The organism is Pseudoduganella ginsengisoli (assembly GCF_009720865.1).
Classification (GTDB): Bacteria; Pseudomonadota; Gammaproteobacteria; order Burkholderiales; family Burkholderiaceae_D; genus Rugamonas; species Rugamonas ginsengisoli.
The window spans coordinates 223,207-249,069 of the sequence record NZ_WNLA01000005.1; the positions used below are offsets into that span (position 1 = coordinate 223,207).

General features: G+C 61.5%; 14 protein-coding genes. 10 read left to right on the plus strand and 4 right to left on the minus strand.

Going from position 1 to position 25,863, the window contains the following annotated elements; all coding sequences use genetic code 11:
• From GM668_RS11040 to GM668_RS11055, 4 genes are all read left to right on the plus strand, one after another.
• Positions 1–3,906 carry a phospholipase D-like domain-containing protein gene (locus GM668_RS11040; protein ID WP_155438999.1) on the plus strand — a complete coding sequence of 1,302 codons (3,906 nt, stop codon included), beginning with the start codon at positions 1–3 and terminating at the stop codon, positions 3,904–3,906.
• A 32-nt stretch (positions 3,907–3,938) separates the two neighbouring features.
• Positions 3,939–4,556 (plus strand): TetR/AcrR family transcriptional regulator, encoded by a 618-nt coding sequence (locus tag GM668_RS11045; RefSeq protein ID WP_155439000.1) that lies wholly within the window; start codon positions 3,939–3,941, stop codon positions 4,554–4,556.
• A 187-nt stretch (positions 4,557–4,743) separates the two neighbouring features.
• A complete protein-coding gene (locus tag GM668_RS11050) occupies positions 4,744–5,436 on the plus strand; it encodes a 2-hydroxychromene-2-carboxylate isomerase (RefSeq protein WP_155439001.1) in 693 nt (230 codons plus the stop codon).
• A 122-nt stretch (positions 5,437–5,558) separates the two neighbouring features.
• Positions 5,559–7,352, plus strand: coding sequence for a DUF885 domain-containing protein (locus GM668_RS11055; protein WP_155439002.1), 1,794 nt, complete (start codon positions 5,559–5,561; stop codon positions 7,350–7,352).
• A gap of 40 nt (positions 7,353–7,392) precedes the next feature.
• On the opposite strand, the gene uvrA is transcribed toward GM668_RS11055, so the two are convergent.
• Positions 7,393–10,266 (minus strand): excinuclease ABC subunit UvrA, encoded by a 2,874-nt coding sequence (gene uvrA, locus GM668_RS11060; RefSeq protein WP_155439003.1) that lies wholly within the window; start codon positions 10,264–10,266, stop codon positions 7,393–7,395.
• 133 nt (positions 10,267–10,399) lie between these two features.
• A complete protein-coding gene (locus GM668_RS11065; RefSeq protein ID WP_155439004.1) occupies positions 10,400–11,026 on the minus strand; it encodes a TetR/AcrR family transcriptional regulator in 627 nt (208 codons plus the stop codon).
• A gap of 100 nt (positions 11,027–11,126) precedes the next feature.
• Between GM668_RS11065 and GM668_RS11070 the strand changes: the two genes are divergently transcribed.
• The 4 genes from GM668_RS11070 (at position 11,127) to GM668_RS11085 (ending at position 16,133) form a co-directional block, all read left to right on the plus strand.
• Positions 11,127–12,326, plus strand: coding sequence for an arabinose transporter (locus GM668_RS11070; RefSeq protein WP_155439005.1), 1,200 nt, complete (start codon positions 11,127–11,129; stop codon positions 12,324–12,326).
• A 100-nt stretch (positions 12,327–12,426) separates the two neighbouring features.
• Positions 12,427–12,924 carry a single-stranded DNA-binding protein gene (gene ssb / locus GM668_RS11075; protein ID WP_155439006.1) on the plus strand — a complete coding sequence of 166 codons (498 nt, stop codon included), beginning with the start codon at positions 12,427–12,429 and terminating at the stop codon, positions 12,922–12,924.
• A gap of 215 nt (positions 12,925–13,139) precedes the next feature.
• A complete protein-coding gene (locus tag GM668_RS11080) occupies positions 13,140–13,814 on the plus strand; it encodes a hypothetical protein (RefSeq protein ID WP_155439007.1) in 675 nt (224 codons plus the stop codon).
• A gap of 384 nt (positions 13,815–14,198) precedes the next feature.
• The gene (locus GM668_RS11085) at positions 14,199–16,133 is read left to right on the plus strand and encodes an SPFH domain-containing protein (RefSeq protein ID WP_155439008.1); all 1,935 of its coding nucleotides are present in this window, start codon (positions 14,199–14,201) and stop codon (positions 16,131–16,133) included.
• Positions 16,134–16,176: 43 nt separating this feature from the next.
• On the opposite strand, the gene GM668_RS11090 is transcribed toward GM668_RS11085, so the two are convergent.
• Both GM668_RS11090 and GM668_RS11095 read right to left on the minus strand, forming a co-directional pair.
• Positions 16,177–17,181: a sensor domain-containing diguanylate cyclase gene (locus tag GM668_RS11090; RefSeq protein WP_170305594.1), complete on the minus strand. Its 1,005-nt coding sequence runs from the start codon at positions 17,179–17,181 to the stop codon at positions 16,177–16,179.
• 28 nt (positions 17,182–17,209) lie between these two features.
• The gene (locus tag GM668_RS11095; protein ID WP_155439010.1) at positions 17,210–17,944 is read right to left on the minus strand and encodes a substrate-binding periplasmic protein; all 735 of its coding nucleotides are present in this window, start codon (positions 17,942–17,944) and stop codon (positions 17,210–17,212) included.
• Between the two features lie 93 nt (positions 17,945–18,037).
• Here GM668_RS11095 and GM668_RS11100 point away from each other — a divergent pair, with 93 nt between their 5' ends.
• The gene (locus GM668_RS11100; RefSeq protein WP_170305595.1) at positions 18,038–18,787 is read left to right on the plus strand and encodes a substrate-binding periplasmic protein; all 750 of its coding nucleotides are present in this window, start codon (positions 18,038–18,040) and stop codon (positions 18,785–18,787) included.
• A 565-nt stretch (positions 18,788–19,352) separates the two neighbouring features.
• On the plus strand, positions 19,353–25,766 hold the full coding sequence (locus GM668_RS11105; RefSeq protein ID WP_155439012.1) for a beta strand repeat-containing protein: 6,414 nt from the start codon (positions 19,353–19,355) through the stop codon (positions 25,764–25,766).
• Positions 25,767–25,863 lie beyond the last annotated feature (97 nt).

Below are 25,863 nucleotides of genomic sequence, written 5' to 3' on the forward strand. Positions count from 1 at the left end.
ATGACGACTCTGTACCAGCCGCCCGTCAATACCTTGGGCATCATGGCGCCTGTGCTGGGCCCTTGGTTCACGGGCGGCAACGCCATGCCGATGCTGCCCGCGCTGCCGGGGCCCGCCAATCAGCCGAGCCAGCTGCATGTGCCGGTGGCGCTGAACAATACGAACTGGCTGCCGCCCGCCACGGGCAACCTGAGCCTGTATTACGTGCAAAACAATGCCGTGCCGCCCGCGCTGGACACCTTGCGCAACATCGATGGCAACAACCCGTTTGCCGCCAATGGCATTTATGCAGGGCAGACCCGTCTGGTGGCGTGGTTCCGCCTGCTGCCGGAAGTGGAACAGCGGCTGCACCAGTGCCTGGCGCTGTTGCCGCCGCCGACTGCCGCCGCATTGGGCGCGGCCGCGCCCGTGGCTGGCGTGCCATCGCGCCCGCAAGTGCGCAGCTTTATGATGGTGTTCCCGAATGCGGGCGTGACCACCGGTTTTATCGACGCCATGTTCAATGGCGCGCTCGATGGCGACAATGTGTTTGAACGCATGAATTGCGTGGGGCTGGTGACGTCCGATGGCGCCAACGTCACGGGCAACATGGCGCTGCCGATGACGCATTTGCGCCGTCCCGGCGGCCAGTCGCCTGACACGCTGGTCGCCAACATGACGGCGCAAGTGGATTTGTGGTGCTTCGACCGGCGCGGCCGTCCCATCGATCCGGGCGCCGTCGCATGCTGGTGGTCGTGGCTGCTCAACTATGGCATCGGCGAGACGGCGCCCGGCAATGGGACTTTCCAGCTGCTGGCGCCGAATATCCAGCTTGCCAACATGGCCACGCCGGGCGCTGTGCTGGCGCCCGTACCGGCAGCGGGCGCACCGGCCAGTTTGCCGCAGGTGGCAAATTTCGCGCCGGGGCTGACGGCGCACCTGGTCAATCCGCACGAGGGCGTGCTGGGCGCACCGTTCCTGTCCGTCGATGGCGATACGGCCGATACCAACAATGTGCAGCGCCTGACGTTGTCGGTGGGTGGTGCGGCAATTCCCAATCCCGCCACCAGCCTGGCCGGCGGCGGCGCGGGCGGCAATATCGTGTTGAATTTCACGGCCGCGCCCACGGTGTCCGTGCCCGCGCCGCCGGCCGGTTCGCCCAACGTGCCATACAACCCGCCCGCCGACAATGCGCCGCTGGCGCGCATCGCCGTGCTGCCGGGCGGCCCGTACACGGCGCCCGCGGCGGCAGGCGTCACGCTGTGGCCGGCCGGGCCGCTGCACACGAATCTCACGCGCGATTTCGTGCGCGTGGCCGTGGTCGATGAAGAAGCGTTTTTGGTCGGCTACCGGCGCCGCCGCAGCGATATGGCCGCGGCCAATCCCGCCTTCCCCGATGCGGCCGCGTTGAAGCCGGGCCAGCTGCGGCGCGAAATGGACCAGAACCGCCCCAGTACGCGCATCACGGTGGCGCCATCGGCGGGACCGGTTTTGCGCGCCACCAGCGGCGCCGTGGCGGCCGCCATGCTGGCCTTGCCCAATGCCCCTGCCAATCCGGCCCGCATGGTGCTGGGCGTCACCGATACCGGGTGGGGCGCGCCGTCCGCCCCCGCAGGGCTGGTGCCGCCAGTTCCCGCCGCCGCAAGTCCCTTCCCCGGCGCGCTGGCCGATGCCGCCAATACACCGCCTGCCGCGCTGGCCGTGGGCCAGTACCGCGTGCTGCCGCTGCAGGGCGATGGCGGCGTGCCGGCGGACCGCCAACTGGTGCTGCTGGAAGCGAACTTCGGCCCTGCCTGCGCAGGCGCCAATGTGCGCGCGTGGCCGCTGGGTTTTGACCTCGCCACCGGCAACCATTTCAGGCTGTCCGGCGGCTCGGCTGTCGTGGGCTTGAACGGCACGGCGTTTGCCGTGCTGGCGCTGCCCAATGGGCTTTCCAATCCGGTCGGCCAGATGCGCTTCGACGTGCAAGCCGTGATTCCCCGCGCAGGCGGCGGAGTCTTGACGCGCCGTTATGCGGCGCTGCCCTTTAACCGGCCGGCGGCGCTGGCTGGCGCGCCGGTGGCGGCCAACGCATTGGCGGGCAGCTGGGTCGTATGTGAAACAGGGCTGGTGGGCGCCGCGCCGCCATTGGCGCCGGGCAGTATTCCCGCCGGCGCCCATGTAGTGCAGACGGGCGCCCCGGCGATGCTCGTGGACCGCAATACCATTGCGGCGGCCAGCCTGGTCGGCACCTTGGCCAATTATTTGACGGCCAACCCGACCGCGCTGCTGTCGCTGACCGATCCTGCCTTTGGTTCCACGGCGGACCGCGCCGACAGCGTAGGCCGGCCGCTGCCCCGGGCGCATCCCAGCGTTCCCGCACCCGGTGCACAGCCGGGCGATTTGCCGCCGGGCCAGAATGGTCCGGGCGGCGGCGTGCTGGCCCTGGCCGGCAATGGCGTGCATTTGCTGGGACGCGGCGCGGCCGAAGCGGGTTCCGCGTCGCTGCCGCTGGGCTTGATGAACCGTAACGAGGTGGTGGGTGCATCGCTGGGCGCGGCGGCGCAGGCGGCTGTGATTGGCGCATCGCCACCCGTGCCGTGGGCGCTGGAACCGGCCACCAATCACTTCCTCGGCTATCCCGGCGTGCCGGCGTCGATCGAAGTGCATGGCACGGGCGCCGTGCTGTCGGGCGGCGCGGCCATCGCGGCAGGTGAATATGTGCGCGAGCGCACGGCGGGCCTGGGCATTGCCGCGTTCCGGGGCGTGGCCGATCCCACCTTGCGCGGCTTGCTGATGCAGTCGGAAGTGGCGCTGGTAGCGGAAGCGTCGATGACGTTATTGCCGCCCGCTGCCGCCGTGGCCGCGCCCAGCCCCGTGGTGGCCGTGCTGCGCACCAGCGCCATGGGCGTGGAAGGCTTGCCGCTGGTGTGCCAGGCCATCAACAGCAATGGCTATTACCCGACCTTGACCAACGTGCTGGACACGTTTTATGTGTGGCTCAATAACAATATCCCTGTACCGGCTGGTATTCCCGGCGGCGGCCCCGCGCCGGGCCAGCTGGGCACGTGGCTGAGCAACCAGAATCCGCCCGCCACCAATGCACTGGCCGCGTGCCGTGCGCTGGACCGGCGCATCCAGAGCAGCGTGTTTGGTTCGCGTGAAGCCTTGTATTCGCTGGTGGCCGCCATCAACCGCGCGGAAGACTTGATTTACATTGAGACGCCGGAACTCGACAACCTGGTGCTGCGCTGCGCCGATGGCAATCCGGCTGCCGCGGCGGCGGAAAATGTCAGCCTGTGGCAAGTGCTGCTGGCGCGCATGGCGGCGCGCCGTGGCTTGCGCGTCGTGCTGTGCGTGTCCAGCCTGCCGGCGCCGGGTACGCCGCAGCGTTTGCGCGAAGTGCGCGACCAGTCGCTGCTGGACGCCATCACGGCCGCGCGCACGGCGGCCGGGTCCCGCTTCGCCGTGTTTTCTCCGGGCGTGGGCGCGGGCCGCGCGCTGCGCATCGCCAGCACGTCGGTGGTGGTGGATGATGCCTATGCATTGACAGGCAGTACGCATTTGTCGCGCCGCGGTTTGAGCTGGGATACATCGCTGGCGGCCGCCGTATTCGATGAAAACCTCGTCGATGGCCGTCCGGCCGACGTGCTGGCGTTCCGCAACCAGTTGCTGGCCGACCGCCTCGGCATTCCGCTGGCCGCCGTGCCGATGGATGCGGCGGAACTGGTGCGCGCCATCACCGACCTCGATACGCAGGGTTCGAACCGCCTGTCGGCCGTGCCCATCGTGCCGCCCGCAACAGCCGTGACGCCGCTCGACCAGGATGTGTGGCTGCCGGACGGCAGCCTGTCGAGCGCCGAGCGCAGTGATTTGCCTGGCTGGTCAACATTATTCCTGCAAAGCACGGCGCTGACCGGCCCGGAACACGCCATCACGGAAGGCTAGCAAGTTTCGCACAGGTGTGCTAAAGTGGCTTCATGGATACCCTGACCAGTAAAAGCGAAGCCACTTACAGCGCCATCATCCAGGCCGCATATGAAATGGCGGCCGCCGAAGGCATTGGCAAGGTATCGCTGGGCGAGATTTCCAAGCGCCTCGGTATCAGCAAGAGCGGCGTGTTTTCCCGTGTCGGCTCGCTGGAAGCCTTGCAGGAAGCCGTGCTCAATGAATATGACCGCCGCTTTGCGCAGGATATTTTCATGCCGTCGCTGAAGCTGCCGCAGGGCTTGCCCCGGCTGACGGCGCAAATCCAGGCGTGGATCCGGCGCTGCTGCGAAACAGGGCCCCGCACCGGCTGCCTGTACACGGCGGGCGCGTTTGAATTCGATGATTTATCCGGCCCGCTGCGCGACCGCATCGAGCAGGGCGTGCTGCGCTGGCGCGCGTCGCTGCGCAAGACCGTGCTGCAAGCCGTGGAAGTGGGCCACTTGCGGCCCGATACGGATCCGGAACAGCTGGTATTCGAGATTTACTGCCTGATCGTGGGATTGCTGCATGACGCCCGTTTCATGCGCGATCCTTCCACGCTGAAACGCATTTCCGTGGCCTATGGCCGCCTGATTTCCACGTATAAAAGCTTTACGTACCAAGAGTGACCGTTGCCTCACCCAAGGTGGGGCATTTTTTAAACTAATTTCGCACACCTGTGCGAAACAAGGAGTGCATCATGACCAAGGTTTTGTTTGTCACCGTCGTCGCCTTCTTCCTGCTGATTAACCCGCGCTTTGCCGAAGCCCTGCAAGCGCTGCCCGATTCCAACGACGACTTCGGCGCGGTGTGATCATGGAACCCGTCGATTTTTATTTCGACTTTGGCTCGCCCTACGGCTACTTTGCGTCCACCTGCATCGATGAACTGGCGGCGCGCCACGGGCGCACGGTGCGCTGGCGTCCCGTCATGATGGCGGCCATGCTGCAGGCGACGGGCAGCACGCCGCTGCCGCTGGTGCCGATCAAGGGCGACTACGTGCGGCACGATATCCGCCGTACGGCGCGCTCGCATGGCATTGCGTACCGCCAGCCGGACGTGTTTCCGGCATTGCTGCTGGCGCCTGGGCGCGCCATGCTGTGGATCCGGCTGCAATATGGCGATGAACTGGCCGTGCGCTTCGCCAAGCGCTGCTACCACGCGTATTTTGCCGAACGCGCACCGCTGGCCGATGCCGCTACCGTGTGCCGGCTGGCGGCGGAACTTGGCGTGGTGGAAGAGGCGCTGGCTGCTGCGCTGCTGTCGGACCAGGTGAAAGCGCTGTTCAAGGAGGAAACGCAGCAGGCGCTGGAACGGGGCGTGTTTGGCGTGCCGTTCGTCATTGCCGATGGCGAACCATTCTGGGGCTTTGACCGTTTCGGCCAATTGGAGGCGTGGCTGGCGGGGCGGGGCGCTTCGTGGCGCTACTGGGCGCGCAAGGCCCGTGGTCCCGTCGGCGCGAAGTGGAAAGCCGCCAAGCCGGACGTGGCGCTCGATGCCGCGGGCTGATGCCGCCTGTCGCGTGTATCTGCAGTTCGTGCCTTTGTTTTAACACTCCATCCGATTGTGCGCGCGCCAGGCCGCGTTGCCCGATACAGTGCAAGCTCCACCACTTTTTACTTGAGGCTTGCATGACTATCCCCCGCCGCCTTGGCGCCGCCAGCGCACTGCTGTTTTCATTGATGCTGGGCGCTGCCCATGCCGACGCCCCCGACCTGGAGAGCCGCCGCGCCGCCCTCAATGCACTGCTCAAGGAACAGTGGGACCACACGATGCGCGGCAGCCCGGAATGGGCGTCGCTGCTGGGAGACAAGCGCTTCAACGACCGCTGGCAAGACTTTTCGCAAGCGGCCATTGACGCGGATAATCAGGCGACGCTGGATTTCCTCAAGCGATTTGAAGCCATCGATACCACAGGTTTTCCCCTGCAGGAAAAGCTGAACCGCGATTTGATGGTGCGCGAATTGCGCAACAATGTGGAAAGCATGCCGTTCCGCGACTGGGAAATGCCGCTGGCGCAAAATTCCGGCGTGCACCTGGACATCCCGCAAATTGTGTCGGCGCTGCCGTTTGAAACCGTCAAGGATTACGAAGACTATATCGTCCGCCTGCACAAGTTGCCCAAGCTGTTCGCGGAAACCCGCATCCAGATGGACAAAGGCGTGAAGGATGGCTTGATGCCGCCTAAATTCCTGATTCCGAAAATCGCCAAGCAGTGTGAAGATGTGGCGGCCATGAAACCGTCCGCCTCGCCATTTGCCGAACCACTGAAAAAATTCCCCAATGATTTCTCTGCGGCGGATAAAGCGCGCCTGACGAAGGAAATCCTGGCCGCCGTGCAAAAAGATGTGGTCCCCGCATACAAGCAACTGGGTGCGTACGTCAAGACGCAATACCTGCCGCACGGCCGCAAGGATGTGGGCATGTGGTCGCTGCCGAATGGCGAAGCGCGCTACAGCATCAAGGCGAAGCATGCCACCACCACGGACATGAGCCCGGAAGAAATCCACCAGCTGGGCTTGTCCGAAGTGGCCCGCATTGAAGGACAAATGCTGCAAGTGGCGCAAAAGCTGGGCTACAAGGATTTGAAGTCGTTCAACAAGGCAGTGGAAGCCAACCCTGCGCTGCACCCGAAATCGCGCCAGGAAATCATCGACCTGTACCAGAAATATACGGACCAGATGTATGCGCAATTGCCGCAGCAATTCGGCATCTTGCCGAAGGCGAAAGTGGAAATCAAACGGGTCGAGGAATTCCGCGAAAAAGGCGCTTCAGGCGCCGCGTATATGGGCGGCTCGCCGGATGGCAAGCGTCCGGGCCGCGTGATGGTCAATACCGGCGACTTTGCCAAGCGTTCCACCGTCAGCATTGAAACCACGGCCTTGCATGAAGGCGTGCCGGGCCACCACATGCAGATTTCCATCGCGCAGGAAATCGACGGCTTGCCGATGTTCCGCCAGCAGGGCAATTACACGGCGTATGCGGAAGGCTGGGCGCTGTATTCCGAACGCCTGGGTGAGGAACTGGGCTTCTTCAAGGATCCTTATAGCTACTACGGCCATTTGCAGGATGAAATGCTGCGCGCGATCCGTTTGGTGGTGGATACGGGCTTGCACTACAAGAAGTGGACACGCCAGCAAGTGGTAGATTTCTTCCACGACCATTCCGGCATTGAAGAAGTCGAAGTGCAGAGCGAGACGGACCGCTACATCGTGTGGCCTGGCCAGGCGCTGGGCTACAAGATCGGCCAGCTGAAAATCCTGTCGCTGCGCGACTATGCGAAGCAGGAACTGGGTCCGCGCTTTGACATCCGCAAGTTCCACGACCAGGTGCTGGGCGCGGGCGCGTTGCCGATGGATGTGCTGGAAGCGCAGATCAAGGGCTGGGTGGCGGCCGAGAAGGGCAACGCCACGGCGCAGCAATAAAAAAAATGCCGCCGTCCGGGGAGGGCGGCGGCATCGGCCATTACGCTTTTTTCTTCTTCGGCGCCAGCGCCGGCAGCAGCGGCACCAGATACCTGCCCGTCACGCTGTCCGGGTTGCCCGCCACCTCTTCCGGCGAGCCGGTGGCAATAATCTGTCCGCCACCGGCGCCCCCTTCCGGCCCCAGGTCGACTATCCAGTCCGCCGTCTTGATCACATCGAGGTTGTGCTCGATGATGGCCAGCGTATTGCCCTGGTCGCGCAGGCGGTGGATGACTTTCAACAGCAAGTCGATATCGTGGAAGTGCAGGCCCGTGGTCGGTTCATCGAGGATGTACAAGGTGCGGCCCGTATCGCGCTTCGACAGTTCCAGCGACAGTTTCACGCGCTGCGCCTCACCACCTGATAACGTGGTCGCGCTTTGCCCCAGCTTGATGTAGCCCAGGCCCACGTCCAGCAGGGTTTGCAATTTGCGGGCAATCAGCGGCACGGGCTTGAAGAATTCGTGCGCATCTTCCACCGTCATGTCCAGCACTTCCGTGATGTTTTTGCCCTTGTATTGCACTTCCAGCGTTTCACGGTTGTAGCGCTTGCCGTGGCACACGTCGCACGGCACATAGACGTCCGGCAAGAAGTGCATTTCCACCTTGATCACGCCGTCGCCCTGGCACGCTTCGCAGCGGCCGCCTTTGACGTTGAACGAGAAACGCCCGGCGCTGTAGCCGCGCTCTTTCGCGGTCGGCACGGTGGCGAACAAATCACGGATCGGCGTGAACAGGCCGGTATAAGTCGCCGGGTTCGAGCGTGGCGTACGGCCGATCGGCGCCTGGTCGACCGAGATGACTTTGTCGAAGTGTTCCAGGCCGCTGATGGATTCATGTGGCGACGGTTCCGTCTGCGAACCATACAGGTGGCGCGACAGGGCCGGATACAGCGTATCGTTGATCAGCGATGATTTGCCGGAACCGGACACGCCGGTGATACACGTCATCAAGCCGACCGGCAATTGCAAGGTCACGTTTTTCAGGTTGTTGCCGGTCGCGCCCGTGATCACCAGCTGGCGCTCTTCATCGAACTGGTGGCGCTTCTTCGGCACTTCGATTTTCTTCGCGCCGGACAGGTATTGCGACGTCAGCGAATCCTTGTTCTTCAAGATGTCTTTCAGCGGACCGGCGGCAATCACGTCGCCGCCATGCACGCCCGCGCCTTTGCCCATGTCGACAATGTAGTCGGCCGTGCGGATCGCATCTTCATCGTGTTCCACCACCAGCACGGAATTGCCGATGTCGCGCAAGTGTTTCAAGGTATCGATCAGGCGGTCGTTGTCGCGCTGGTGCAAGCCGATCGATGGTTCATCGAGCACATACATCACGCCAGTCAGGCCGGAACCGATTTGCGACGCCAGGCGGATACGCTGCGCTTCGCCTCCGGATAAGGTATCGGCGCTGCGGTCCAGCGACAAATAATCGAGGCCGACGTTATTCAGGAACGTCAACCGCGACACGATTTCCTTGATGACGCGGTCGGCGATTTCCTTCTTCGCGCCAGACAGTTCCAAGCCTTCAAAATAATCGAGGCAATCGCGCAGCGGCTTGCGGGCAATTTCATAAATCGCGCGCTCATGGTCGCCCATGCCGACTTTGACGAAACGCGCTTCCACGCGCAGGCGCGCACCGGCGCACGACGGGCATTCTTTTTCGTTGATGAACTTGGCCAATTCTTCCTTGACGGCCATGGAATCCGTTTCACGGTAGCGGCGCGACAGGTTGTTGACCACGCCTTCAAACGTATGTTCCTTGACCACGGCGCGGCCGCGTTCATTGATATAAGTGAATGGAATCGATTGTTTGCCGGAGCCTTGCAAGATCACGTCGCGCGCAGTTTTCGGCAATTGCTCGAAGGGCGTATCGAGGTCGAATTCGTAATACGCAGCCAGCGCCGTCAACATCTGGAAATAAAACTGGTTGCGGCGGTCCCAGCCTTTGATGGCGCCGGACGCCAGCGACAAGTTCGGGAACGCGACTATGCGTTTCGGGTCAAAGAATTCAATGTGGCCCAGGCCGTCGCACTCGGGGCACGCGCCCATCGGGTTGTTGAACGAGAACAAACGCGGTTCCAGTTCTTGCAGCGAATAGCCGCACACGTTGCACGCGAATTTGTTCGAGTACACGTGTTCCTTGGCCGTATCCATTTCATACGCGACGGCGCGGCCATCGGCCAGGCGCAGCGCCGTCTCAAAGCTTTCCGCCAGGCGCTGCTTGATGTCGGCATTGACTTTGACGCGGTCAATGACGACGTCGATCGTGTGCTTTTCCGTCTTCTTCAGCTTTGGCAAATCATCGGCGTCATAAATCTTCGCGTCATGCGTGCCGCTCTGGATGCGGAAGCGCACGAAACCCTGCGCCTGCATTTGCTCGAACAAGTCCACATGTTCGCCCTTGCGGTTGGCCACCACAGGCGCGAGGATCATCAGCTTGGTCCCTTCCGGCATGGCCAGCACGGCATCGACCATTTGCGACACGGATTGCGCGGCCAGCGCATTTTCCGGGTGGTCCGGGCAATACGGCGTACCGACGCGCGCATACAGCAGGCGCAGGTAATCGTGGATTTCCGTCACGGTGCCGACCGTGGAACGGGGATTGTGCGACGTGGCCTTTTGTTCAATGGAAATCGCCGGCGACAAGCCTTCGATCAAGTCCACGTCCGGTTTTTCCATCAATTGCAGGAATTGGCGCGCATAAGCCGACAGCGATTCCACGTAGCGTCGCTGGCCTTCCGCATACAGCGTGTCGAACGCCAGCGACGATTTGCCGGAACCGGACAAACCGGTGATCACGATCAGCTTGTTGCGGGGCAGGTCGAGGTTGATGTTTTTCAGGTTGTGCGTGCGAGCGCCGCGGACGCGGATGTATTCCATGGGGATGTATGCCTTTCGGGTCAGCCCGATACTATAGCTGGATATAAAGACTTGCGCCGGGCATGAGATGAATCAAACCCGGCGCTTGGCACTGTACATAATACCAGTATTTGGCGGCGCAGTTCCAGCAAATTCAATGAGTTGATGCTGGCCGGTAACTCAGGTAACCCATCACCGCATCAATGATGGCCACTTCGATATCGGATGTGGCAAAGGGCGGCGCGTCGATCACAGCCGCGTGCACCATGGATTGCATGATGCGCAAGATCACCCACGTGGCCAGGTCCAGGTCGCGCGGCACGATGTCGGCGCGCCAGTCGTCCAGCAGCGTGCGCACGCGTTTGAAAATGCTGAGGTCGGTTTCGTTTTCCGACTGCGGCGCGTCGAAATACGGGAATTGCTGTTCCAGCATCTTGTGCAGCGCCGGTTCCAGTAAATGGGCAGCCAGCAGCGCGCGCACCATGGCGCCGATATGTCCCGCCAACGTCGGCTCAACGGGTTGGGCCAGCACGGTTTCGATGGCCTGCTGCACTTGCTCGGCGTGGCGCTGGTGCAGGGCGGCAATCAGCGCATCCTTGTGCGGGAAGTATTGATACAGCGAACCGACGCTGATGCCGGCTTTTTCCGCGATCAAATTCGTGTTGGTGCCGGCATAGCCATGCTGGGCAAAAACGCGAGCCGTGGCTTCCAGAATCACGTCAACCGTGTTGCGCGAACGCGCTTGCTGCGGGGCTTTGCGGGGGCGGGGGATGTCGGTCATGGCGGTTTCGGAATGCGAGTTTTCGAAGGGGGATGGCGATTTTACAATTTAATTGTGAGCAATTGCTCGCTTTTGAACTGCCAACTTTGAAAGAATTCCCATGAATGCTCCCCGAGACTTCGCTACATCGGCGCCGCCACAGGCCATCAATGTAGTGCAAACATTATTTCCCATCGTGCTGGCCGTGTTTGCCAGTTTTCTTGCCATCGGCATGGCATTGCCGGTGTTGCCGCTGCACGTGCATGGCCAGCTAGGGTTCAGCACGTTCGTGGTTGGCGTGATTGCCGGCGCCCAATTTGTCGCCGCGCTGCTGAGCCGGGCTTGGGCTGGCGGCTTGGCTGATACGCGCGGCGCCAAACGCGCCGTGGTGACTGGTTGCGTCATGGCGATCGCGTCGGCGCTGGTGTATCTGGCGTCGCTGCCGCTCGCCGGCCAACCGCAGGCGTCCGTGGCCGTGCTGCTGTTGGGGCGGGTCTTGCTGGGCTGCGCGGAAAGTTTGATTGCCACTGGCGCGCTGAGCTGGGGTGTCGGCCTGGCCGGACCGCACAATGCGGGCAAAGTCATGGCGTGGGTAGGCATTGCCATGTATGGCGCGTACGGCGCCGGTGCACCGGCCGGGATGGCGTTGTACCAACAGTATGGTTTCCAGGGTGTCGCATGGGCCGCCATGCTGGCGCCGGTTTGCGCGCTGCTGTTGCTGGCCCGTTGCCAGGGCGTGCCGCCAGCCGCCATGCGCCGCATGCCGTTCTATAAAGTATTGGGTGCAGTGTGGTGGCCGGGGCTGGGGCTGGCGTTTTCCAGCGTGGGATTTGGCGTCATCACAGCCTTTATTTCCCTGCTGTTTGCCGCGAAAGACTGGGGCAGCCCGTCGCTGGTGTTTCCGGCGTTTGGTGCGGCGTTTATTGGTGCGCGCCTGCTGTTCGGGCATTTACCGGACCGGATTGGCGGCGCGCAAGTCGCGCTGGTGTGCGTGCTGGTCGAAGTGGTGGGGCTGCTGTGCATTTGGCAAGCGCCGGCGCCACAGCTGGTGTATGTGGGCGCGGCGTTGACCGGCTTTGGCTATTCGCTGGCTTTTCCCGGTTTTGGCGTGGAAGCTGTCAAACGGGCGCCGCCGCAAAGCCGTGGCTCGGCCATGGGCGCCTACGTGGCTTTCCTGGATATGTCGCTGGGCCTGACCAGCCCGCTGGCCGGTGCGCTGGCTGCCCAGCGGGGCATCGATGCGGTGTATCTGGCAGGCTGTATTGCCGTTGCCTGTGCCGTGGTGATTGCGCTGCGTTTGCTGCAAGCGGCGCGTGCCTGATGCATGATGATTAACAAGGCGTGGTTGTTCTAAGGGCAGGCAAATTCAGTTAAACTCTTGGGTTTTGGGGCACCCCAGACCAACATCCAGGAGTTTATAAATGGCATCAGTCAACAAAGTCATCATCGTCGGCAATCTGGGCCGTGATCCGGAAATCCGCTACATGCCCAGCGGTGATGCGATTGCCAACATCGCCGTGGCGACGTCGTACAAGTCGAAAGACCGCAACACCGGCGAGCAAAAAGAGCAGACCGAATGGCACCGCATTTCGTTCTTCGGCCGCCTGGCTGAAATCGTCGGCCAATACCTGAAAAAGGGTTCGTCGGTGTACGTGGAAGGCCGCCTGCAAACCCGTAAATACACGGACAAAGATGGCGTAGAGAAATACGCAACTGACATCATCGCTGAAAACATGCAAATGCTGGGCGGCCGTTCCGGCGGCATGGGCGGTGGCGATTCGATGGATGACGGCGGCTATGATGCGCCGGTATCCCGTCCGGCGCCACGTCCACAGCCACAGCAGGCAGCACCGGCGCCGCGTCCGGCAGCCCGTCCGGCGCCGAACTTCTCGGATATGGATGACGATATTCCGTTCTAAGCTGTTGTGGCTTAACCAGAAACCCGCCTTTTCTCTCAGAAAGGCGGGTTTTTTGTTGTATGTCCATTGATGCAAATGAAAACGGCCCACCGAAGTGGGCCGTCTTGTAACATCATTTGTCTTATGGGGGAGGCTCACGCCCGCAAGTCCACAAGCTCACGAGCAAAGTATAGCACGTGATTGATCAAACTCGATTAAGCAAGGGGCGGCGACGCATGGCAAGTGGGCTGACGACCGCACAAATTAGTGCGATAACAACGACGTTATCCGTCACGCGCATAGCGACTTTCGAGGCAGCGGCGGGATTCTCGGCGGGAGCCGATGTACTGGAGAAATACAGTTGGCATGCGCTGACGTCCGCAGCTTTTTTTGCATCCCTTCACATTTGCGAAGTTGCTATACGCAATGGCGTAGCTTCCGCTCTTGAGGCGACATACGGCCCTGACTGGCCATGGAATCCTACATTTGAGCATAGTCTTCCTAATCCCCATGGTCCGAACTTCAAGCCTAAGGATGAGCTGCTGAGGGCGCGTGCCAAAATGGCACCAGGAGCAACCGGGAAGGTTATCGCGGAACTTAAGTTTGCGTTCTGGTGCCACATGTTCACCAGCCGTCATCAAGTCCGTGTGTGGGATGCCAATATTCACAACATGTTTCCCAATCTGCCTACCGCTTATACGCCATCGCAAGCCCGGCAGGCGATTCACAACGAGTTGGACTCGTTGAGAAAATTTCGAAACAGGATTGCTCATCATGAGCCGATTCTTGCCGATCCGCTGCCGCAGAGACAAAAGAGCATACAGATGCTAGTGAGTTGGCGTTGTGCTGAAGTTTCTGCCTGGCACTCTAAATGGGAAATCGTTACGCCGACTATGGCTGCCAAGCCATAAGCGATTTGTGCGCTGCAAACCAGCCAATAAAACCCCTGAAAGCCCCGTGCTTCAGGGGTTTTGTGTTTTTAGAGGCGATCCTCTAATCGCAGTGCAACATCTTTAATTTATATCAATTTGTGCCACAATGAATTCACGATCTTGCTGAAGAGCATTAATAATAATCGTGTTTGACTCTGTGTCCTCCGCGCTTCAAGCGCACCTTCTGCCCCGCCAGGCTGCCCACGCGACTGGCTTGCGCAAACCGGCTGATGCCATCCCCCATGCACCGAATTTGCCTGTCACGGCGCCACCAGGCCGCTGACGACGCTCATCCCCGCGCGCCCATGGGCGCCGCCGTGACGCATCCATTTTTCCAGTCTTTCCCACAACCGAAAGGTATGTATGTCTAGCCCGCTTGCAGGTCTTGTCGTGATTGCTGCTGTGTTGTTGGCTGTATTGCTGTTGTTGCTGGTCTCTGGTGTCGTCAAGTACATTCCCAACGACCGTATCGGCGTCGTTGAAAAACTGTGGAGCTCGTCAGGCTCCGTGCAAAGTGGCTTGCTAGCCTTACATGGCGAAGCGGGCCTGCAACCTGAACTCCGCCGTGGCGGTTTCCACTTCTTTGCGCCGTTCCAATACCGCGTCCATATCCATCCCATGGTGTCCGTCACGCAAGGCACCATCGGCTACGTGTTTGCGCGCGACGGCATCGATTTGCCCGCCGGACAAACGCTGGCTGATAACTCCCGCATTGCCGATTTCCGTGACGTGCGCGCTTTCCTCAGCAACGGCGGCCAGAAAGGCCCGCAGCGGATGATTTTGCGCGAAGGTACGCACATCATTAATCCCGCGCTGTTTGTCGTGATGACGGAAGAAGCAACGTATTCGATGTCGCTCGATGCGAAGGAAAAAGTCTATTACGAACAAATGCGCGGGCTGCTCGATGAGCGTGGCGGTTTCACGCCGGTCGTGATCAAGGAAACCACGGGCTCGCATGATTCCGACCAACTGGCGGTCGTGACGGTGCAAGATGGTCCCGGCCTCGTCAAAGATGAATTGCTGGCGCCGGATGTGGGCGATACGCACAACGCATTCCAGGAACCTGAAAAATTCCTCGCGGCGGGTGGCCGCCGTGGCCGCCAGGAACGCGTGCTGGTGGAAGGCACGTATTTCATCAACCGCTTGTTTGCGACAGTGGAATTCATCAAGAAGACCGTGATTCCGGTCGGCTACGTGGGTGTGGTCGTGTCGTACACGGGCCATAAAGGCACGGACTTGTCCGGCACGGAATATACGCATGGCGAACTGGTGGAAAGCGGTTGCCGTGGCGTGTGGCGCGACCCGCTGATGCCAGGCAAATACGCCTTCAACACGTATGCGGGCAAGATCGAGCTGGTGCCGACGACGAACTTTGTCTTGATGTGGAAGTCGGGTGAAAGCGGCTCGAACTTCGACAAGAACTTGCGCGAAATTACCTTGATCACCAAGGATGCGTTTGAACCGCAATTGCCGCTGTCAGTCGTCGTGCACATTGATTACCGCAAGGCGCCCATGGTGGTGCAGCGCTTCGGCAATGTCGCGCAACTGGTGGAACAGACCTTGGACCCCATGGTGTCGTCGTACTTCAAGAACGTGTCGCAAACCAAGACGTTCATTGAACTGATCCAGTCGCGCAGTGAATTGCAGGCCAATGCGTCGGATGACATGCGCCAGCGTTTCCAGGCGTATTCGCTGGAATTCCAGGAAGTCTTGATAGGCACGCCAAAGCCGCAGGAAGGCGACAACAAGATTGAAAACATCATGGCCCAGTTGCGCGACCGCCAGATCGCACGGGAACAGGTGGAAACATTTGCGCAAAAGCAGATTGCCGCCGACAAGGAACGCGAACTGAATGAAGCCGAACAGCGCGCCGCCAAACAAAAGGAATTGACGGGGTCGCTGGTGGATATCTCCATCAAGGAAAACCAGGGCGCGGCCAGTGTCAAGGCGGCAGAGAAACGCCGCCAGGAAATCGAAGCGCTGGCGCAGGCGGAACGCTTCAAGCAAGAGATGGAAGGTTCTGGCCGCGCTTCAGCCATCCGTTCCGTCGGTGAAGCGGAAGCGGCGGCGATCCAGGCCAAATCGGAAGCCATGCAAGGCGAGGGCGCGGACAAGCAATTGATGCAAACCGTGATGCTGCGCCTGGCGGAGGCGTTCGAAGCAGCCAAAGTGCCGCTGGTGCCGCAAGTGCAGATGGGTGGCGCCGACAACAATGCCTTCAGCACCTTGCTGGGCTTGATGAGCGCGATCAAGGCGCGCGAGTTGACGGCCGTGGTGGAGACGGAGCCGCATGGCTGATGGTGGAGCGGGCTGGTGCACAAGCGCCAGCCCTGCTATGGCGTCACGCCGCCGCCGCCAGCTTCAGCGTCTGCCGCTCGCCATCGCGGGCCAGCGCTGCGCTGGCGTTGAAAATCAAGACGTCCGCTGTGGCGCCTTCCTCCGGGTGGATCGCACTGCCGGCGCGGATCGGCAAGATGACTTTGTTGCCGGCGCCGGTGGCGTGGCCTTCATCGGCGATGGCCTGGCAAATGCGCAAGATCTGGCTGTCGACCACGGACTGGCGTACAGCCATGCCGAGTATGATGGCGAATTCATCTGCTCCCATGCGGCCGATAAAGTCGCCTTCGCGGCACTCGCCTTCAATGCGGCGTGTAATGCGCTTGAGGACGCCGTCGAAATTTTCCATGATGTTCGCGTCGCGCAAGCCCTCGACGCGGATCATGGCAATCGCCAGCTTGCCCCGGCTGCGCTCGGCTGCCGCGATTTTCAACCGCAACTGTTCATAGAAATACGAGCGGTTGGCCGCACCGGTCGTCGTGTCTTGCGTCAGGCGCCGCTGCAGCACATCGGCGCCTTCGCGGGCCGACTGCTGCATCAGGACCGCTGCCATGCCGGCCAGCGCCGTCACGATTTCCAGTTCCGCATGGATAAATGTACGGGGTTCGCGCCACAGCAGCTTCATGACGGCGATGGCGGCGCCATTGGCCATCAGCGGCACGATAATCATGGAGCGCAAGCCGACCCGGCGGCATGCTTCGCGGTTGACGCGCTCGTCCACTTCACTGTCGGTGCACAGCGCGGCGCAGCGGTTGGTCAGGCAATAGCCGGACAAGCTGTTGGCAACCGGCATGCGCAAACCCAGCTGGGCCACGGCAATGCCGGACGCGGAGCGGTAGACGATTTCATCGCCTTCCAATAATTCGACGACAGCGCCATCCGCGTCCGCCAATTGCGCGGCAACGCCGGACGCTTCATCCATCACGGCGCTGAGGTTGTGGGCCAGGCTGGCCAGCCGGACTTGTGCGCGGATGATTTCAACCAGTTTTGACGATGGAATGTTTTCCATGCTTTGTATTTCCCCGTATTGCAACTCGTTATTCGAGATTGTATTTCGCCAGTATCTTTTTGCTGACGCCTTCGGCTGCCATCGCATCGGCTGCCCGTTTAAATAGGAGCGCATCATCGGCCGTGAAATCCAGCGAACCGGCCAGCCACGCCGTCGTCGTGCGCACGGGCGCGCTGGTGTCGAATGCCGTCTCCGCACCACGGCTTTGCAGCGATGCGCGGATGATATTGCGTTCGCCAAATGATGCATCAGCCATGCCGCCCACCAGGAAGCGGTGCACTTCGTCGATGGATTTGGCTTCGACAAAGTGGTGGTAGCCCAGTTCGCGCAGCATCAAGATTTGTGCGGCGCCGCGCAGCATGGCGATCCGCCTGTCTTTCATTTTGTCCGGCTGGCTGATATCGAAGCGCTTGCCGCGCGGCGCGACAAAAACATAGTGCTCGTCATACAGGGGCGCCAGCCAGCGGAACTGGGATTCCCGTTCCGGCACGCGGGTCAACGGATAAATTGCCGTGGCCGGCATGGTGGTGGCTAAAAACAGGGCGCGCCGCCAGGGGACGTAGGCCGTGTCCGGCGCCAGGCCCGCCCGTTTGCAAATTTCCGCCACCAGTTCTTGCAGCGCCCCCGGCCGCTCGGTGTGGTTTTCCTGCACCAGTGGCGGCAAGTGCGTGGTGACAAGCCGCATGGCGGCCAGCGGGGCCGCGCCCGCTTTCGCCAAGACCGCGCTGAGGGCGGCATAGGTCAATAAGTTTCTACGCTTCATGTGTGGCGAGCGTAGCACTTTCCGCTACCGGATGCTTGTTCGATGCAACCCGTTGCATTAAGTTATTGCTATATAGAACACAGGGAGGCACGGGTGGCGCGCTTGTTCATCTGGTTTGCTGTGGCGCTGGCGTGCCAGGCTGCCGTGGCGGCTGACCTGACCGTAGGTTTCAATACCGACCGGCCTCCGTACGTGTACCTGGACGCCGCCGGCAATGTGGCCGGCATCGAAGTGGACATGGCGCGCGCCCTACTGGCCCGTCTTGGCTATGGCATGAAAAGCGAAGTGATGTCGAAATCGCGCATGCTGCCCGCCTTGAAGGGCGGCCAGGCCGACATCGTCATGTCCGTGCATGGCACAGACGAGCCCGGCGTGTATTACTCGGACGGTGTCGTCGAGTATGTGAATATTGCCGTCAGCCGCAAGGCGGACCGGATCCGGCTGGCCACCGATACCGATCTCGACCAGTACCGTTTCATCATCTGGCAAAACGGCTGGGCTGACTTGGGGCCGGCGTTTGCAGCGCGATACCGGCCCGATGCGCAGGGCCGTTTCCGCGACAATTATTTCCAGAGCAGCACCCAGGACGCCCAAGCCCGCGTATTCTGGGCGCGCCGGGTCGACGTCATCGTGGTGGACCGCTACGTGTTCAATTGGTACCGGCGCCAGCTGGCCGCCACCATGAAAACCGACGACGAAGTCGAATATCACGACATTTTCCCGAACACCACGGTGTTTGCCGCCGCCTTTGCCGACCGCGACGTGCGCGACCGTTTTAATGCGGCGCTCAAAGCCATGCGGGCCGACGGCGGCTACCAGGACATCGTCAACCGCTACCGGTGACCTGGTCCGCGCATGCCCGATAAACCCTGAATAAGGGCGGAAAGGGCAGTCTGCTTGTCATCTCGCCGTGATATTTCCTACTTAAAATTAGTGATGGCTGTCTGTCTAGTCACTTAGAAAATGACAGCTTGTCACTTGCATGTTTACCTAGTTGCAAGCCCGAGACAAAGCACGCAGATTCCATAAAAAGGTTCTCCTGAGCAAAATTTCCCAGGGGGACCTAAGTTATACTCGTAATTGCGTCCCGTAAACTTTATTCGCCGAAAAGTTTACTTAACGAAAGGGCTTAGGCGGTCGCTTTGTACTTGGCGCACCGTCGAAACGTGGGCGGGAACCGTGAATGTGTATATAAAAACACAATATAAGTTTCTCACTCGCATCTCCTTTTGTTTACTAAAGTAAACCGCCGTATTGTCGTTAAGAATGAAAAGCGGAGTCTTCGGCGACTGGTTTAAGCAGTTGGGATCCAGAATTCAGCAAGACCTTTAATCATCGATAGGGAATGGAGCGAAGCAGCTCCAATTCGTGTCCACCCAGAGTTGTGTAGTACCCCTAGGAGAATGAAATGAGCATCGTCACCAGCTTGACTACGTTGCAGATTGCTAATTTATCGACTTTGCAGATTGCCGGTCTTGCTACCGCCGATATCGCCGGTCTGAACACCGACCAGTTCGGTGCGCTGACCACGGATCAAATGGGGGTCTTCACCTCTGCGCAAGTTCCTGCTTTTACGACAAACCAGCTGGCCAACGGCCTGTCGACGCTGCAGGCTGCCGCCATGACGTCGACCCAGCTGAGCGCGATGAGCAGCGCGCAGGCTTCGGCACTGAGTTCTGATGCGATTGCCGCGTTTGAAACGTCGGACATCGTCGGCTTCAAGACCACGGCGATTGCCGCGCTGAAGTCGTCGCAATTGGCCGCCATGTCGACCGACCAGGTGGGCGCGCTGGGCACGAACCAGGTGGCTGCACTGACCACGACGCAACTGTCCACCGGCTTTACCACCAACCAGATCGTCGCGCTGACGTCGGCCCAGGCCGCCGTGCTGAGCTCGCAGCAAGTTGCTTCGCTGAGCTCCGATTCCATCGCCGCGATGCAGACGGATGACTTCTCCGCACTGAAAACGTCCGCCATTGCCGGCCTGAAAACGGTCCAGCTGACGGCGCTGACCACGGACCAGATTGTTTCGCTGAATACGCAGCAAATTTCCGCCCTGGGCAGCAGCCAGGTGGGCGCACTGGCCACCAACGTGCTGGCCGCCATGGAAACCAGCGACGTCGCCGCACTGAAGAGCAGCGCCATCGCCGGCCTGAGCTCCGACCAAGTTTCCGCCCTGACCACCGACCAGGTTGGCGCGCTGACGAGCAGCCAGATCAGCGGCATGACCACCAGCCAGCTGGCCAACGGCTTGCAGACCAACCAGGTTGCCGCCCTGAATTCCAGCCAACTGGGCGCACTGTCCACCACGCAATTCGGTGCACTGGGTTCCGACGCGATTGCCGCCATTGAAACCGCTGACCTGGCCGGCCTGAAGTCTACGCAAATCGCCGCACTGAAAACCATCCAGGCTGCCGGCCTGACCACCGACCAGATCGCTAACCTGAGCACCAGCCAGGTTGCCGCACTGACCACCAACGTACTGGCCAATGCCCTGAGCACCAACCAGATCGTTGCACTGAATACCGCCCAGGCTGCCGCACTGAGCTCCTCGCAAGTGTCCGCGCTGTCGTCCGACTCGCTGGCCGCGATGGAAACGGATGACTTCTCGTCCCTGAAAACCGCCGCGATTGCCGGCTTGAAGACGGCGCAGCTGTCGGCCCTGAACACCAATCAGGTCGTGTCGATGACGACCTCGCAAGTTGCCGCACTGGGCAGCGCGCAAATGGCTGGCTTCAACACCGCCGCCATCGCTGCAATGGAAACCAACGACCTGGCAGCACTGAAGACCGCCGCCATGTCCGGCCTGACGACCGACCAGGTCAATGCCCTGACCACGGACCAGATCGGCGCGCTGACGTCGTCGCAAGTGGGCAGCCTGACCACCAACCAGCTGGCCAACGGCATGTCGACCTTGCAAGTGCAAGCGCTGACGTCGACCCAGATGGGCGCCATGTCCACCACGCAGTTCGCAGCGCTGTCGTCCGACCAGATCGGCGCGATTGAAACGTCCGACATCGTGGGCCTGAAGACCACGGTGATCGCTGCACTGAAGACGGTGCAGATCGCCGGCCTGAACACCGACCAGATCGGTGCACTGACCACCAGCCAAGTCACCGCGCTGACCACCAACGTACTGGCCAACGGCTTCGCCACCAACCAGATCGCTGCCCTGAACAGCGCGCAAGCTGCCGTGCTGAGCTCGCAGCAAGTGGCGAACTTGACGTCGGACCAGATCGCCGCGATGGAAACCGACGACTTCTCCGCGTTGAAGACGTCTGCGATTGCCGGCCTGAAAACCGCGCAACTGTCGGCCCTGAACACCAACCAGGTCGTATCGATGACGACCTCGCAAGTTGCCGCACTGGGCAGCGCGCAAATGGCTGGCTTCAACACCGCCGCCATCGCCGCGATGGAAACCAATGACGTGGCCGCGCTGAAAACCGCTGCCATGTCCGGCCTGACGACCGACCAGGTCAATGCGCTGACCACCGACCAGATCGGCGCACTGACGTCGTCGCAAGTGGGCGGCCTGACCACGAACCAGTTGGCCAACGGCTTGTCGACCTTGCAAGTGCAAGCGCTGACGTCGACCCAGCTGGGCGCACTGTCGACCATGCAATTCTCGTCGCTGACTTCCGACGCGATTGCCGCGATTGAAACGTCCGACATCGTCGGCCTGAAGACCACCGTGATCGCCGCCATGAAGACGGTGCAGATCGCCGGCCTGACGACCGACCAGATCGGCGCCCTGGGCACCAACCAGGTGGCGGCACTGACCACCAACGCGCTGGCCAACGGCTTCAACACGGCCCAGATCGTTGCGCTGAACAGCGCCCAGGCTGCTGTACTGAGCTCGCAGCAAGTGGCGAACCTGACTTCGGATCAGATCGCTGCAATGGAAACGGATGACTTCTCGGCCCTGAAGACGTCGGCGATTGCCGGCCTGAAGACGGCCCAGCTGTCGGCACTGAATACCAACCAGGTTCAGTCGATGACGACGTCGCAGGTTGCCGCACTGGGCAGCGCCCAGATGGCTGGCTTCAGCACTGCCGCGATTGCCGCGATGGAAACCCAAGACCTGGCCGCACTGAAGACCGCTGCGATTGCCGGCCTGACCTCTGACCAGGTTGCCGCAGTCACGACCGACCAGATCGGCAACATGACGTCGTCGCAGATTGCCGCCATGACCACCAGCCAGATCGCCAACGGCTTGACCACTGCACAAGTGGTGGCCATGACGTCGTCCCAGCTGGCCGGCCTGAGCACGACGCAGTTCAATGCACTGACGTCCGATGCGATTGCCGCGATTGAAACAGCGGACATCGTCGGTCTGAAGACCACCGTGATTGCCGCACTGAAGACGGTGCAGGTTGCCGGCCTGACGACCGACCAGATCGGCGCGCTGAGCACCAGCCAGGCTGCCGCACTGTCCACCAACGCGCTGGCCAATGGCTTCAATACGGCCCAGATCGTTGCGCTGAATACGGCACAGGCTTCGGTGCTGAGCTCGCAGCAAGTGGGCGCGCTGGGCTCTGACCAGATCGCTGCGCTGGAAAGCGATGACCTGGCTGTGCTGAAAACGTCGGCGATTGCCGGCCTGAAGACGGCGCAACTGTCGGCCCTGAACACTGCGCAAGTGGTGGCGCTGGGCACCAACCAGGTGGCTGCGCTGTCGAGCGCCCAGATGGCTGGCTTCAACACGGCTGCGATTGCCGCGATGGAAACCCAGGACCTGGCTGCACTGAAGACGGCGGCGATTGCCGGCCTGACTTCCGACCAGGTGGCTGCCATCACGACCGACCAGATCGGCAACATGACGTCGTCGCAGATTGCTGCGCTGACCACCAGCCAGATCGCCAACGGCTTGACCACCGCACAAGTGGTGGCCATGACGTCGACCCAGCTGGCCGGCTTGAACACGACGCAGTTCGCTTCGCTGACCTCTGACCAGATCGCCGCGATTGAAACGTCCGACATCATCGGCCTGAAGACCACCGTGATCGCCGCCATGAAGACGCTGCAGATCGCCGGCCTGACGACCGACCAGATCGGCGCGCTGGGCACCAACCAGGCTGCTGCACTGTCCACCAACGCACTGGCCAACGGCTTCAACACGGCCCAGATCGTTGCGCTGAACACGGCGCAAGCTGCGGTCCTGAGCTCGCAGCAAGTCGGTGCGCTGACGTCCGACCAGTTCGCTGCGATGGAAAGCGATGACATTGCAGTGCTGAAGACTTCGGCGATTGCCGGCCTGAAGACGGCGCAATTGTCGGCCCTGAACACGGCGCAAGTGGTGGCATTCAGCACCAGCCAGATGGCTGCGCTGGGCAGCAGCCAGATGGCCGGCTTCAGCACCGCCGCGATTGCTGCGCTGGAAACCCAGGACTTGGCTGCACTGAAGACGGCTGCGATTGCCGGCCTGACTTCCGACCAGGTTGCCGCCATCACGACCGACCAGATCGGCAACATGACGTCGTCGCAGATGTCTGCCTTGACCACCAGCCAGATCGCCAACGGCCTGACTACCGCGCAAGTGGTGGCCATGACGTCGACCCAGCTGGCCGGCCTGAATACGATGCAGTTCAACGCGCTGACGTCCACTGCGATTGCCGCGATTGAAACGGCCGACATCATCGGCCTGAAGACCACCGTGATCGCTGCACTGAAGACGGTGCAGATCGCCGGCCTGACGACCGACCAGATCGGCGCGCTGGGCACCAACCAGGCTGCTGCGCTGACCACCAACGCACTGGCGAACGGCTTTAACACCGCCCAGATCGTTGCCCTGAACACGGCGCAAGCCGCGGTCCTGAGCTCGCAGCAAGTGGGCGCGCTGACTTCCGACCAGTTCGCTGCGATGGAAAGCGACGACATTGCAGTGCTGAAGACTTCGGCGATTGCCGGTCTGAAGACGGCTCAGCTGTCGGCCCTGAACACGGCACAAGTGGTGGCATTCGGCACCAACCAGATGGCGGCACTGGGCAGCGCGCAAATGGCTGGCTTCAACACTGCCGCGATTGCTGCGATGGAAACCAACGACTTGGCAGCGCTGCGCTCGGCTGCGGTGGTTGGCCTGACGTCCGACCAGATTGCCGCGATCACGACGGATCAGATCAGTGCGCTGGGCTCCAACCAGGTTGTGGCGCTGACCACCAACCAGCTGGCGAACGGCCTGACCACGGCGCAAATCGTCAACCTGACGTCGAGCCAGCTGGCAGCCCTGTCGACCACGCAGTTCGGTTCGCTGAGCTCCGACCAGATCGCTGCAATTGAAACCACGGACATCAGCGCGCTGAAGACCACGGTGATTGCCGCACTGAAGACTGCGCAGATTGCCGGCCTGACGAGCGTCCAGATCGATGCGCTGGGCACCAACCAGGTTGCTGCGCTGACCACCAACGCACTGGCCAACGGCTTCAACACGGCCCAGATCGTTGCTCTGAACAGCGCCCAAGCTGCAGTGCTGAGCTCCTCGCAAGTGTCCGCGCTGTCGTCCGACTCGATCGCTGCGATGGAAACGGATGACTTCTCGGCCCTGAAGACGTCGGCGATTGCCGGCCTGAAGACGAGCCAGCTGCAAGCGCTGAATACCAACCAGATGGTGTCGCTGACCACCAGCCAGGCGGCTGCGCTGACCAGCGCCCAGATGGGCGGCTTCACCACCGCGGCGATTGCTGCGATGGAAACCAGCGACCTGGCGGCACTGAAGACCGCGGCGATTGGCGGCCTGACCACGGATCACGTGGCCGCGCTGACCACCGACCAGCTGGTCGGCATGTCGACCACGCAGTTCGCCGCGCTGAACAGCAGCCAGATCAAGGCGCTGAACACGCTGCAGATCTCGCAGCTGGAAACGCAAGACATGGCAGCACTGAAGACCGCAACGATCCGTGCGCTGACTACCACCCAGGTGGCAGGCATCACGACGCTGCAGATCTCGACCCTGGCCAGCACGCAAGTGTGCGCGCTGACCTCGGATCAGATCCAGGCGATGACCACGGATCAGATCGGCGCCTTCCACAGCCCGTTCTACACTCCGATCGTGCTGGATCTGGGCAACGATGGCATCGACACCCTGGCCTTCAGCTCTGGCGTCCAGTTCGACATGACTGGTTCTGGCAGCAAGGCAGGCACGGGCTGGGTGGGCGGCGGCGACGGCTTGCTGGCGCTGGACCGCAACGGCAACGGCGCCATCGACGATGGCTCCGAACTGTTCGGCTCTGGCACCACGCTGGCGAACGGCCAGAAAGCCGGCAACGGTTACCAGGCCCTGGCTGAGCTGGATACCAACGGCGACGGCGCCATCACCAGTGCGGATGCCGCGTTCGGCAACCTGCGTGTGTGGGTGGATGGCAACGCTGACGGTATTAGCGATGCGGGCGAGCTGAAGTCGCTGGCTGACCTGAACATCAGCAAGCTGAACCTGAACGGCAAGTCGGATGTGTCGCTGAACAACGGCAATATCGTGGGTATGACGTCCACCTACGAAACGGCTGATGGCCAGAGCCACGCGGCAGCCGACGTCTGGTTCGCCGGCAGCAGCGTGACGCCGGGTGCAGCTGACCTGCGCGGCAACGTCAGCGGTCTGGTGCAGTCGATGACGTCCTTCGGCAGCGCGGCGCCAGTCGCAAGCGGTTCGCTGACCCTGGATGCCAACGCCAGCGTCAACAGCAGCGTAGCGACGCTGGCAGCAGCGATCAGCCAGTTCGACGCGACCAAGCTGAACGGCGCGGCAGACTTGGCGGCCACCGACAGCGACCTGCGTCTGAAGGCCCTGTCCAGCAGCTCCGGCCTGGGCGGCATCCTGGCTTCGAAGTAATCGGGTAGCGAGCGGGAGCGATCTCGCTTTGCCCTGACAAAACGGCAAGACTGCGGTCTTGCCGTTTTTTTTTGTTTAAAATATTTTCCTGACGGCA

Coding starts and splice junctions, on each gene's coding strand:
- ssb (WP_155439006.1), top strand. CDS start 12,427: ATGGCATCAGTCAACAAAGTCATCATCGTCGGCAATCTGGGCCGTGAT.
- GM668_RS11070 (WP_155439005.1), top strand. CDS start 11,127: ATGAATGCTCCCCGAGACTTCGCTACATCGGCGCCGCCACAGGCCATC.
- GM668_RS11045 (WP_155439000.1), top strand. CDS start 3,939: ATGGATACCCTGACCAGTAAAAGCGAAGCCACTTACAGCGCCATCATC.
- GM668_RS11040 (WP_155438999.1), top strand. CDS start 1: ATGACGACTCTGTACCAGCCGCCCGTCAATACCTTGGGCATCATGGCG.
- GM668_RS11085 (WP_155439008.1), top strand. CDS start 14,199: ATGTCTAGCCCGCTTGCAGGTCTTGTCGTGATTGCTGCTGTGTTGTTG.
- GM668_RS11090 (WP_170305594.1), bottom strand. CDS start 17,181: ATGGAAAACATTCCATCGTCAAAACTGGTTGAAATCATCCGCGCACAA.
- GM668_RS11080 (WP_155439007.1), top strand. CDS start 13,140: ATGGCAAGTGGGCTGACGACCGCACAAATTAGTGCGATAACAACGACG.
- uvrA (WP_155439003.1), bottom strand. CDS start 10,266: ATGGAATACATCCGCGTCCGCGGCGCTCGCACGCACAACCTGAAAAAC.
- GM668_RS11050 (WP_155439001.1), top strand. CDS start 4,744: ATGGAACCCGTCGATTTTTATTTCGACTTTGGCTCGCCCTACGGCTAC.
- GM668_RS11095 (WP_155439010.1), bottom strand. CDS start 17,944: ATGAAGCGTAGAAACTTATTGACCTATGCCGCCCTCAGCGCGGTCTTG.
- GM668_RS11055 (WP_155439002.1), top strand. CDS start 5,559: ATGACTATCCCCCGCCGCCTTGGCGCCGCCAGCGCACTGCTGTTTTCA.
- GM668_RS11105 (WP_155439012.1), top strand. CDS start 19,353: ATGAGCATCGTCACCAGCTTGACTACGTTGCAGATTGCTAATTTATCG.
- GM668_RS11065 (WP_155439004.1), bottom strand. CDS start 11,026: ATGACCGACATCCCCCGCCCCCGCAAAGCCCCGCAGCAAGCGCGTTCG.